This window comes from Actinomycetota bacterium (assembly GCA_030774015.1).
Taxonomy (GTDB): Bacteria; Actinomycetota; UBA4738; order UBA4738; family JACQTL01; genus JALYLZ01.
Window position 1 is genome coordinate 1 of sequence record JALYLZ010000191.1, and the last position, 10,898, is coordinate 10,898.

Annotated in this window: 10 protein-coding genes and 1 pseudogene; 9 read left to right on the forward strand and 2 right to left on the reverse strand. The window is 72.0% G+C overall.

Annotation, left to right across the window (positions count from 1 at the left end; all coding sequences use genetic code 11):
- Positions 1-46 precede the first annotated feature (46 nt).
- The 4 genes and pseudogenes from truA (at position 47) to rpsI (ending at position 2,966) form a co-directional block, all read left to right on the forward strand.
- Complete coding sequence (truA, locus tag M3Q23_18220; GenBank protein MDP9343987.1) at positions 47-793, forward strand: tRNA pseudouridine(38-40) synthase TruA; 747 nt, start codon at positions 47-49, stop codon at positions 791-793.
- Positions 794-1,338: 545 nt separating this feature from the next.
- Positions 1,339-1,611 carry a hypothetical protein gene (locus M3Q23_18225; protein MDP9343988.1) on the forward strand — a complete coding sequence of 91 codons (273 nt, stop codon included), beginning with the start codon at positions 1,339-1,341 and terminating at the stop codon, positions 1,609-1,611.
- Between the two features lie 209 nt (positions 1,612-1,820).
- A pseudogene (gene rplM / locus M3Q23_18230) lies at positions 1,821-2,261 on the forward strand (50S ribosomal protein L13).
- A gap of 312 nt (positions 2,262-2,573) precedes the next feature.
- A complete protein-coding gene (rpsI, locus tag M3Q23_18235) occupies positions 2,574-2,966 on the forward strand; it encodes a 30S ribosomal protein S9 (protein ID MDP9343989.1) in 393 nt (130 codons plus the stop codon).
- Between the two features lie 43 nt (positions 2,967-3,009).
- On the opposite strand, the gene M3Q23_18240 is transcribed toward rpsI, so the two are convergent.
- Positions 3,010-3,306: a DUF2007 domain-containing protein gene (locus M3Q23_18240; GenBank protein ID MDP9343990.1), complete on the reverse strand. Its 297-nt coding sequence runs from the start codon at positions 3,304-3,306 to the stop codon at positions 3,010-3,012.
- A gap of 101 nt (positions 3,307-3,407) precedes the next feature.
- On the opposite strand from M3Q23_18240, the gene glmM reads away from it, so the two are divergent.
- Together glmM and glmS are read left to right on the forward strand one after the other, a co-directional pair.
- Positions 3,408-4,739, forward strand: coding sequence for a phosphoglucosamine mutase (gene glmM, locus M3Q23_18245; GenBank protein ID MDP9343991.1), 1,332 nt, complete (start codon positions 3,408-3,410; stop codon positions 4,737-4,739).
- Positions 4,740-4,871: 132 nt separating this feature from the next.
- A complete protein-coding gene (gene glmS / locus M3Q23_18250) occupies positions 4,872-6,698 on the forward strand; it encodes a glutamine--fructose-6-phosphate transaminase (isomerizing) (protein ID MDP9343992.1) in 1,827 nt (608 codons plus the stop codon).
- 44 nt (positions 6,699-6,742) lie between these two features.
- Here the strand turns inward: glmS and M3Q23_18255 are convergent, their stop codons facing one another.
- Positions 6,743-7,711 carry a PASTA domain-containing protein gene (locus tag M3Q23_18255; GenBank protein MDP9343993.1) on the reverse strand — a complete coding sequence of 323 codons (969 nt, stop codon included), beginning with the start codon at positions 7,709-7,711 and terminating at the stop codon, positions 6,743-6,745.
- Positions 7,712-7,807: 96 nt separating this feature from the next.
- On the opposite strand from M3Q23_18255, the gene M3Q23_18260 reads away from it, so the two are divergent.
- Genes M3Q23_18260 through alr form a run of 3 tightly spaced genes read left to right on the forward strand, consistent with a single transcriptional unit; the run spans position 7,808 to position 10,867 of the window.
- Positions 7,808-8,182: a holo-ACP synthase gene (locus M3Q23_18260; protein ID MDP9343994.1), complete on the forward strand. Its 375-nt coding sequence runs from the start codon at positions 7,808-7,810 to the stop codon at positions 8,180-8,182.
- Between the two features lie 4 nt (positions 8,183-8,186).
- Complete coding sequence (locus M3Q23_18265; protein ID MDP9343995.1) at positions 8,187-9,713, forward strand: NAD(P)H-hydrate dehydratase; 1,527 nt, start codon at positions 8,187-8,189, stop codon at positions 9,711-9,713.
- Entirely contained in the window at positions 9,710-10,867 is a 1,158-nt protein-coding gene (gene alr, locus M3Q23_18270; GenBank protein MDP9343996.1) for an alanine racemase, read from the forward strand. The genes M3Q23_18265 and alr overlap by 4 nt, the downstream gene beginning before the upstream one ends.
- Positions 10,868-10,898 lie beyond the last annotated feature (31 nt).

Consider the following 10,898-nt stretch of genomic DNA (forward strand, 5'->3'; position numbering starts at 1 on the left):
CGCCTGCACTCGTTCCATGCGGCCGGATCACTAACCTTGCGCCACCGTGGGTGTCATCAAGCTCGTGCTGGCGTATGACGGGACCCGGTTTCATGGGTGGGCTCGGCAGCTTGGCGGGGTTCGGACCGTGCACGGCGTGCTCGAGGACAGCCTCGGTCGGATTCTCGGGGACGTGCCGGACCTGTCGGCGGCCGGGCGCACGGACACGGGCGTGCATGCGCGCGGCCAGGTCGTCTCGTTCACGGCCGAGGCCGACCCCGCGCGCATCCAGCGGTCGCTGAACCGCATGCTCGCGCCGGAGGTGGTCGTGGTCAGCGCGAAGCGGGCGCCGGACGGGTTCGACGCTCGGCTGAGCGCGACGGCTCGGGAGTATCGCTACCGCATCGACACGGGGGCGTGGCCGGATGCGTTCACGGCCAGGTTCGTATGGCATCGGCCCGGGGAGCTGTCCCTCCCGGCGATGCGGCGAGCGGCGGGCGATCTGGTGGGGGAGCACGACTTCGCGTCGTTCTGCCGGGCTCGGACCCCGCCCGCTTCCACCGTTCGCCGGGTGGAGCGGCTATCCGTCTCCGTGCGGGGCGATCGCGTGGAGATCGGCGCGCGGGCGAACGCGTTCTGCCATCAGATGATGCGGAGCCTGGTGGGCACGCTGGTGGCCGTGGGGAAGGGCAAGATGCCGGCCGATTCGATGCCCGCCGTCCTGGAGGCCCGCGACCGGGCCGCCGCCGCCCAGATGGCGCCACCTCACGGCCTCACGCTCGAGCGCGTCGTCTACGGCCGTGGCAAGCTCTAGCTGTGCACGAGGCTACTCGACCCTTCTTGCGAGCGACTCCGTCGTCGGCGCTGGATTTGCACCGACCCCTCCGCGATGAGATCGCCGCCCAGGACACCGCCCTCTCCGGCCCGCTCGCCTCTCGGGGGTTCAGAGTCGTAGGAGACCACCCGGCTCTGCGTGTCTATGACCGAGGCCTGGTTGCCCGCGTGTGCGAACTCATCGATGTGGAGTTCCCGGTGAGGCAGCCCTGATGGGGAGGGGCGGCCGCGATCGCCGACTTCCAGAACGGACAATTCGCATGTGACCTGAGTGGTAATGGCGTGACGGCCCTCCCAATAGGGCGGCCAGGGAAACTGCGACGGTACGGGCGACGCCCGTCCCGGGTTCCGCCCGATCGATGGCCGGTGAGGTCGTCAACGATTGGACCGCGGTGTGGCTCAGTGGGCTGGGTGAGTGGGTGCCGTCCATCGCTGGCCCTCGTCCCAGTTTGCGGCCAGGAGCAGGTGGGAATAGGCTCGACTCTCGGTCGGCGGTCGGCATCAACAAGGACGGGAGGTATCCGTATGGCTTTTCTTGTCGGGGTATTCGAGGGAGACTTCGACGCCTTCAAGCAGCAGTTCGACTCGGACCCTCTGGGTCGCAGGCAAGTCGCCAAGGGACACACGATGCTTCGTGGCGTTGATAACCCCAACGAGATATTCCTGAGGGTGGAGTTCGATTCCGCCGAGGCGGCCAAGTCGTTCCAGGAGAAGGTTCTTGGCTCGGATGTGCTGGGGAACGTGAACGTGAAGGTTCCTCCGACGGTGGCCGAGATGGCGGACCAAGCCGCGTACTAGGACGCGACTCAAGCCAGCGCCGCTTAACGGCTCGCCGGCTTCCAAAGGAGTGGCTCACCGAAGCCGCTCGGGACTGGCGTGGACGCGAGCCGCCACGGCGGTCCCGACGGGTCCAGGTCCCTTTCTCCCTATCGCTTCTCGCCTTTGACGGTGGTGCGTTCTCGCAGGTAGCATTGCGTGTCGGCCGCGTTCCGGCCGCTTCTTTTCGTATGAAGACCTACACCCCGAAACCGCAGGACATCGAGCGACGCTGGTTCGTCGTGGATGCCGACGGTGCCGTGCTGGGCCGCCTGGCGTCGGAGGTGGCGAAGATCCTGCGGGGCAAGCACAAGCCGATCTTCGCTCCCCACGCCGACACCGGCGACCACGTCATCGTGATCAACGCCCGCGGCATCCGCCTGACCGGGGGCAAGGAAGAGAAGAAGATCGCCTACCACCACTCGGGCTATCCGGGCGGGCTTCGGGAGACGCGGTACTCGCGCCTGTTGGCCGAGCGGCCGGTGTTCGTGGTGGAGAAGGCCATCAAGGGCATGCTTCCCAAGAACCGCCTGGGGCGGGCCATGGTCCGCAAGCTCCAGGTGTACGAGGGTCCCGAGCATCCCCACCAGGCCCAGCAGCCCTCCCCGCTCGCGCTGGGGGAGGTTCCCGCGTGGACGGGGCTCCCGGCGCCGAAGCCGAAGGCTGCACGCCCCACCAAGCAGGAGGCCGCGCGGCGGCCCAAGGGACGCCGCGGCGAGGCCGCTCCGCAGGCCAAGCCGGCCGCCAAGCGAGCCGGGGCCAAGCGGACCTCGGCGAAGGGCACCGCCCGGAGCACGGCGAAGCGGGGCACAACGAAGACGACGGCGAAGACCACCGCGAAGAAGTCCACCGCGCGTTCCGCCCCGGCCCCGAAGACGGCTGCGGCGGAGGAGAAGCCCGCGCGCGGTCGCCGGCGGTCCCGCAAGACCAGCGAGGAGAGCTAGATGGCACAGGCCGCTTCGAATGGAACGGGACGGCGAAAGGAGGCCGTGGCCCGGGTGCGGGTGATCCCGGGGACGGGCCGCTTCGAGCTGAACGGCCGCTCCCTGGAGGAGTACTTCACCACCCGGGCCCACCGGATGATCGTCACCGAGCCCCTTCGCCTGGTGGGCAAGGAGAAGGAGCTCGACGTGCTGGCCCACCTGGGCGGCGGCGGCGTGAGCGGCCAGGCGGGGGCGCTCCGCCACGGTATCGCCCGCGCCCTCCTCGAGCTCGACCTCGAGCTGCGGCCGGCCCTCAAGAGCGAGGGCATGCTGACCCGGGACGCCCGCGAGAAGGAGCGGCGCAAGTACGGCCTGAAGAAGGCTCGCAAGGCTCCTCAGTACTCGAAGCGGTAGTCGCCGGCTCGAAGCGGGTAGCCGCCGGCCGGAAGCCGAGGCGCTACTCGGACGGAGGTGCCGTCTCGGCCTCGTCCCAGTTCGTTCCCTCCAGGAGGTCCTCGTCGTCGTGCACGCGAACCGAACCCCGCCCGATCTCCTCGAGAATCAAGCGCGCCTGGATCTCGAGCTCCACCGGCACCCACAGGTGCACGGGCCCCATGCGGTAGGGGCCCTCTCCCTCGCCCTTCAGCACCACCGGGATCCCGTCGGACTCCAGCCTTCCCCGGGCCAGGTAGCCCTCGGTGAGGGAGTGGGTGGAGAAGATCCGGACCAGGGTCCCGGAGAGGCGATCGTCCATCACACCATTCTGAGCGTTCCGCCGATCCGACGACACCCTGACGGCTCGCGGGGCCCCGCTTTCCGGGGCGCGGGCGGGGCCCGCGGGTAGGCTGGCGGTCCATGGGACGGCTGTTCGGGACCGACGGCGTTCGCGGCGTGGCGGGCCGTGACCTCACCGCCGACGTGGCCCGGTCGCTCGGGATGGCCGCGGTGGCCGTGCTGGGCCGCCACGGCGTGGAACGGCCCGTCTTCGTGGTGGGCCGGGACACCCGCGCGTCCGGGGAGACGCTCGAGCGCGCCCTCGTCGAGGGGATCCAGGCAGGCGGGGGCGACGTGCTCGTGGCCGGTGTCCAGACCACCCCCGCGGTGGCGTTCCTGACCGTCGACCTGGGGGCGGCGGCCGGCGCGGTTCTCTCTGCATCGCACAACCCACCCGAGTACAACGGGATCAAGTTCTTCGGCCAGCGGGGATACAAGCTCCCCGACGAGCTGGAGGACGAGATCGAGGTGGCGCTCGCGGAGGGTCTTCCGCGGCAGGGCGTTTCCGCCGGTGACGTGCGGGAGCTTCCGGAGGCGGCCGAGCGGTACCTCGCGCACCTCGTCACGGCCGCCGGAGGCCGCCTGGACGGGATGCGCGTGGTGGTGGACTGCGCCAACGGGGCCGCGTTCGCGGTGGCGCCGGAGGCCCTGCGGCGCCTGGGGGCCGAGGTCCACCCGCTGTTCGACCGCCCCGACGGCCACAACATCAACGTCGGATGCGGCGCCATGCACCCCGAGGTCGTCGCCGAGGCGGTGGCCCGGCTGGGGGCGGACGCGGGGGTCGCGCACGACGGCGACGCGGACCGCGCCCTGTTCGCCGATGCTCACGGGTCGATCGTGGACGGCGACCAGGTGCTGGCGGCCTGCGCCTTTGCGTTGCGCGACGCCGGACGCCTGGCCGGGAACGCCGTCGTGACGACCGTCATGGCCAACCTGGGGTTCCACCGGTCCATGGAGGACGCCGGGATCGAGGTCCTCTCCACGAAGGTCGGCGACCGCTACGTCCTGGAGGAGATGCTCCGCTCCGGGGCGGCGGTGGGCGGCGAGCAGTCGGGCCACGTGATCTTCCGAGACCACGCCACCACCGGCGACGGGGTGCTCACGGCCATCAAGTTCCTGAGCTTGGCCGCGGCCCGGGGAGCGTCGCTCCAGGAAGTGGCGGCCTGCATGCGCCGGTACCCGCAGGTGCTGGAGAACGTCGAGGTGGCCGACCGCGACGGCCTGGAGGACGCCACGGACGTGTGGACCGCGGTGAAGGAGGCCGAGCGCGACCTGGGGGACCGGGGCCGGGTCCTGGTCCGGGCTTCGGGGACCGAGCCGCTCGTCCGGGTGATGGTGGAGGCGGAGTCCGAGGAGGAGGCCGCCGCCCACGCTCGGGCCATCGCCGACCGGGTCCGGCTCGCCCTGGGCTGAAAAACGGCCCGCCCCGGGCTGAAACGGCTGCCGGGGGCCGCCCGGGCCGAACCACGCCACGGGGGCCCCCCGAGAGACCTAGGGCCAACGAACGGTTTACTGCGGCGGCTGCGTTGGTACCATCCAGCGATCGTGTGCGGAATCGTGGGGTACACCGGCCCCGAGGAAGCGCTTCCCATCATCCTCGAAGGGCTCAGGCGTCTCGAATACCGGGGATACGACTCGGCGGGCGTCGCCATCGTCGACGGCGGCCTCCACGTGCGCAAGCGCCAGGGGAAGCTGTCGGTGCTGGAGGCGACGCTGGGCGAGGAGCCCGCGCCGCCGGGCACGGCGGGGATGGGGCACACCCGGTGGGCAACCCACGGGGTCCCCTCCGACGTCAACGCCCACCCCCACGTGGACTGCCACGGCCGGATCGCCGTGATCCACAACGGGATCATCGAGAACTTCGCGGCGCTCCGGGAGCGCCTGGAGAAGGACGGGCACACCCTCGTCTCCGACACCGACACCGAATGCATCGCCCACCTGCTGGAGGAGCACTTCGACGGCGACCTGGGCGACGCGGTGCGGGCCACGGTCCGGGAGCTCGAGGGCGCCTATGCCATCGTCGCGCTGACCGTGGACCAGCCCGACCGCATCGTGGGGGCGAAGGTCTCCTCGCCGCTCGTGGTGGGCCTCGGCGACGGAGAGACCATGCTGGCCTCGGACATCCCCGCCGTGCTCCAGCGCACCCGCACGGTGATCCCGTTGGAGGAGGGCCAGGTCGTCGAGCTCGGTCCCGACGGCGTGGCCATCACCGACTTCGAGGGGAACCCCATCCTGGCGACGCCGCTGGAGGTGCACTGGGACGTCGCGCGGGCCCAGAAGTCCGGCTACGACGACTTCATGCTGAAGGAGATCTACGAGCAGCCCGCGGCTATCCGCGACACCCTGGTGGGGCGGGTCAGCCCGGCCGGGCACCTGTCGCTCGACGAGCTCCGGGTGAACGAGGACCTCCTGCGTAACGTCGACAAGGTCTTCGTGGTGGCGTGCGGCACGGCCTTCCATTCCGGGTTGGTGGCCAAGTACGCCATCGAGCACTGGACCCGGCTCCCGGTGGAGATCGAGATCGCGTCGGAGTTCCGGTACCGGGATCCCGTCCTGGACAGCCGGACCCTGACCCTGGGCGTCTCCCAGTCGGGCGAGACCATCGACACGCTGGAGGCCGTCCGGCACGCCCGGAACCAGGGTTCGCACGTCATCGCCATCACCAACACCGTGGGGTCGTCCATCTCCCGTGAGGCCGACGGCGTGCTCTACACCCACGCCGGTCCCGAGATCTGCGTGGCTGCCACCAAGACGTTCGCCACCCAGATGGTGGCGCTGCACCTGCTCGCGCTGTACCTGGCCCAGCTCCGCGGGACGAAGTTCCCCCACGAGATCACGGACAGTGTGGCGTCGATGGCGGAGCTTCCCGCGCAGGTGGAGCGGACCCTGCTGCTGGACGCGCAGGTCTCCGAGATCGCGGAGCAGTACGCGCAGGCGCCGGACTTCCTGTTCATCGGCCGCCACACCGGCTACCCGGCGGCCCTGGAGGGCGCGCTGAAGCTGAAGGAGATCTCCTACATCCACGCGGAGGGGTACGCGGCCGGCGAGCTCAAGCACGGCGCCATCGCGCTGGTGGAGGAGGGCGTCCCGGTGGTGGCCGTGGCCACGGAGTGCCACGTGTACCCGAAGATCCTGTCGAACATCCAGGAGGTCAAGGCCCGGGGAGCCCGGATCATCGCCGTGGCCACGGAGGGCGACCGCCAGATCGGTTCCATGGCCGACCACGTGCTGTTCGTGCCGAGGACGCCGGAGCTGCTGTCGCCGGTGGTGGTGACGGTGCCGCTCCAGCTGCTGGCCTACCGCATCGCCAAGATTCGGGGCTGCGACGTCGACCAGCCCCGCAACCTGGCCAAGAGCGTCACCGTCGAGTAGGCGGCCGTCACCGCCGCGGGCCGCGACGGACGGGGCGGGGCGGATCAGTTCACCACGAGGTCCGGCGACGTCACGCAGGCCGGCGAGGCCTGGAACCGGATGCGGTCCCCGGGCAGGATCGGGCCCCCGCGGGCCAGTTCGAACGCATCGGACCGAGCGGGGATCCGGATCAGGAGGATGAACCCGTAGGCCGACGCCGTCACGTTCGATCGAAACGTCCCCACCACGAACTTCCCGGGGCGGCTGACGATGGCCAGCACCGTCACGTTCGGGTCGATCGATCGTCCTTGGCAGAGATGCCCCTCCACTGTGACCATGGAACCGGCCGGGCCCTCGGGCGGCGTCACGGTCAGCGAGGGCTCCTGCACGGAGGACTCCCGCTGGCGGGCGTAGGCGCGGAGGATCACGAACCACGCCGGCGAGCGGAACCCCGAGACATCGAAGCTCACCTCCATGCGGGTGGCCCCGGGTGTGGGATCCGGTGACACCCGGTACGGGGAGACCGTGGCCCGGCCGATCACCCTTGTGTTCGCGCCCAGCGATGCGGGGGGGCCGGCCAGAGCGATGGCGGGGGACGTCCAGCGGTACGTCCCGGCATGGTCGATGCGGACCAGCACGCTCCGGGCGAACACGTACTCGGGCCCCACGCCCGGGCCCGGACCCAGTGATGGGACCAGGTCGACGTCGGAGAACCGCGGCAGGATCGAGCCGCGACCGGGGTGCTGGTCCAGGACCACTCCTTGCGGGACGCGGTCGCTCGACTGCGGTGCGGCCGTCCGCGCCCCGAGTCCCAGGGATTCCAGGACCCGGGTGGCGGCCTCAACGGTCAGCCCCGACAGCTCCGGGACCCTGACCTGGTCGGTGCCGATGTCCGGGGCCACGCTCACCCGGGAGGGCCGGCCGACCAAGTAGCCCAGCGCGCCGCCCAGGAGGAACACCGCGGTCAGGGCGACCGCCTTCCTCCAGATCGGAGCACCGGAGTCGTCCATGGGCTGGGACCGGGAGTCGTCCATGGGCTGGGGCCCGAGTATCCCATCCGCGCCCCGGTGCTCCCTCCCGGACGTGGGCGCGCCGGAGTCCCGAGGCGGAGCATTAAGCTTCCGGTCAGCGTGAACGTCATCGGCATGGGCGTGGACATCGTCGACGTGGGGCGGATCGCCCGCCTGCTGGAGCGGAGGCCGGGGTTCGTGACCGCGATCTTCTCCGCGGAGGAGATCGCCTACTGCGACGGCTCGGGCCGGCGGGCGGAGTGCTACGCGGCCCGGTGGGCGGCCCGGGAGGCGTGCGCGAAGGCCCTGGGAGGCATCCCCGGAGGGCGGTGGCGGGAGATCCGGGTGGTGCGTTCCGACGACGGCGCGGTCACGCTCGATCTGGACGGGACGGCCCGGGCCCGGGCCCGCGAGGTCGGCGCGGAGCGGTTGCTGGTCTCGTTCGCCCACGAGCGCGGCGCGGCGGTGGCCTGCTGCCTGGCGATGGGATCCTGAAGAGATGAAGCCCATCCTGTCGCCCGCCGAGAGCGCGGCCCTGGACCGCGAGACCCAGGCCCGGGGCATCTCCCCCGCGTTCCTGATGGAGAACGCGGGGCGGGCCGTGGCCAGGGCCGCCGCCGTCGCCGCGGGCGGCCTGTACGGGCGGCGGGCCGTCTCCGTTTGCGGGAAGGGCAACAACGGAGGCGACGGGCTGGTCGCCGCCCGCTACTTGGCGCAGTTCGGGATGCACGCGACGGCGGTGCTGCTGGCCGAACCCTCGAGCCTCCGGGACCCCGCCGCGGAGAACTTCCGGCGGCTGGAGGGGTCGGGCGTCGTGGTGCGGCGGGGCCCCGCCCTGGCGCGGGAGCTGGGCCGGGCCGATGTGGCCGTCGACGCGATCTTCGGCACGGGGTTTCGCGGGATCCCCGAGGACGAGCACGCCTCGGCCATCGAGGCCCTGAATGCCGCCTCGGTCCCGGTCGTGGCGGTGGACATCCCCTCCGGCGTGAACGGCGAGACCGGCGCGGTGGAAGGGGACGCGGTGTGGGCCACCGTCACGGTGACCTTCGGGGCCGCAAAGCCGGGGCTCGTGCTGCACCCCGGTGCGGCCCGGGCCGGGATCGTGGAGGTCGCGCCCATCGGGTTCCCGGCCGACCTGGTCCGAAGCGATCTCCTGCTGGTGGAGGCCCCGGACGTGGCCGGCCTGCTGCCGCACCGGGGGCCGGACGACCACAAGCGGACCTCCGGCGTGGTGCTGGTCATCGGCGGGTCGAGGGCCATGACCGGGGCGGTCCGGCTGATGGCGGCGAGCGCGTACCGGACCGGGGCCGGGCTGGTCACGGCCGCGGTGCCGCGGGGGATCCTTCCCGTCGTCCAGGCCGGGATCGCCGAGGCCACGTTCGTCCCGCTGCCGGAGACGGAGGCCGGCACGGTCGCGGAGGCGGCGCTCGAAGCCCTCACGGAGCGGCTGGGCCAGTTCGACGCGGTCGCAGTGGGGCCGGGCCTCACCACGCACCCCGAGACGGCGTCGTTCGTCCGGTCCCTGGTCCGAGCCTGCCCCGTCCTCGTGGTGGTGGACGCCGACGCGCTGAACGCGTTCGGCGGACGGGCCGGGGAGCTGGCGGACCGCCAGGCCGACGCCGTGCTGACGCCGCACGCGGGGGAGTTCGGCCGTCTCGCCTCCATGACCGCCCGCGAGGTCGGCCGGGACCGGGTGGGCCACGCGCGCAAGCTGGCCGGCGAGACCTCGGCGGTGGTGATCTTGAAGGGAAGCCCCATGCTGGTGGCGTCACCCGGCGGCGAGGTTCGCGTGAACACCACCGGCGGACCGGAGCTCGCTACGGCCGGCTCCGGCGACGTGTTGACGGGGATGACCGCGGCGATGCTGGGCCGGGGTCTCGGTCCGGCCGACGCCGCCACCGTGGCCGCGTACCTGCACGGCCTGGCCGGCTCGCTGGCCGCGGTCGAGCTGGGCGAGGGCACCACCGCCGGCGACGTCGTGGCCCGGATCCCCGACGCGGTGGCGCGGGTCATGGAGATGGCGTGAGGGGAGCCGGCGCCTCGGTTGCCGGGGCCCTGCGGTTCCGGCCCACCGTGGCCGAGGTCGACCTGGACGCGATCCGGCACAACGCCCGGGTCCTGAAGCCCTCCTCCGCCGAGCTGATGGCGGTGGTGAAGGGCCAGGGGTACGGGCACGGAGCCGTGGAGGTGGCCCGGGCCGCGCTGGAGGCGGGGGCCACGTGGCTGGGCGTGGCCCTGGTCGAGGAGGGCATCGAGCTCCGCGAGGCCGGGATCGGCGCGCCGTTGCTGATGCTGTCGGAGTTCCCGCCGGGCTCGGAGCGGGATGCCCTGGCTGCGGGCATCACGCCGACCGTGTACTCCGACCCCGGTCTGGACGCCCTGGCCCGGGCAGGGCAAGACCTGGACGTCACGCCCCGGGTCCACGTCAAGGTGGACACCGGGATGCACCGGGTGGGCCTCTACCCCCCGGAGCGCGTCCTCGAGCTCGTGCGGCGGGCGGTCGGGTCGGGGTGTGTCCTGGAGGGGCTGTGGACCCACTTCGCGAAGGCGGAGGACGACGAGGAAACCACCGCTCGCCAGCTCCGCGCGTTCCTGGACGTCGCCCGAGAGCTGGCGGGGGCGGGCTTCGTCCCCCGCTACCGGCACGCGGCGAACAGCGCGGCCGCCATCCGGTATCCGGAGGCCCACCTCGACCTGGTCCGGGTGGGCGTCGCGCTGTACGGCCTGGATCCCGGAAACGGCCTCGCCGCATCGGCGGGGCTCCGTCCCGCGCTCACGTGGCGCTCGGCCGTGTCCGCGGTCCGGCGCCTCCCGGCCGGCCAGGCGATCTCCTACGGACACACCTACCGTCTGGAGCGCGAAACGGTCGTGGCGACGGTCCCGGTCGGATACGCGGACGGATATCGTCGGGCTCTGTCTTCCCGGGCGGACGTGCTGATCGGTGGGAAGCGCCGGCGGGTGGCGGGTACCGTGACCATGGACCAGCTGATGGCCGACTGCGGCCGGGACGAGGCGGGACCGGGCGACGAGGTGGTGCTGATCGGCGGGCAGGGCGAGGAGGAGATCACGGTGGGAGAGCTGGCGGGCCTGGCCGGGACCATCGACTACGAGGTGGTCTGCGGCATCGGATCCCGGGTCCCTCGCGTCTACCGCGGCCTTGCTCCGGGGGTGATGGGGTGAGCCCGGACCGTCGCCGCTCCCTGGCCTGGCT

What these genes read in the sequence shown, in the direction of transcription:
- glmM (MDP9343991.1), top strand. Translation starts at nt 3,408, where the DNA reads ATGGGACGGCTGTTCGGGACCGACGGCGTTCGCGGCGTGGCGGGCCGT.
- M3Q23_18225 (MDP9343988.1), top strand. Translation starts at nt 1,339, where the DNA reads ATGGCTTTTCTTGTCGGGGTATTCGAGGGAGACTTCGACGCCTTCAAG.
- M3Q23_18240 (MDP9343990.1), bottom strand. Translation starts at nt 3,306, where the DNA reads ATGGACGATCGCCTCTCCGGGACCCTGGTCCGGATCTTCTCCACCCAC.
- M3Q23_18265 (MDP9343995.1), top strand. Translation starts at nt 8,187, where the DNA reads ATGAAGCCCATCCTGTCGCCCGCCGAGAGCGCGGCCCTGGACCGCGAG.
- rpsI (MDP9343989.1), top strand. Translation starts at nt 2,574, where the DNA reads ATGGCACAGGCCGCTTCGAATGGAACGGGACGGCGAAAGGAGGCCGTG.
- M3Q23_18255 (MDP9343993.1), bottom strand. Translation starts at nt 7,711, where the DNA reads ATGGACGACTCCCGGTCCCAGCCCATGGACGACTCCGGTGCTCCGATC.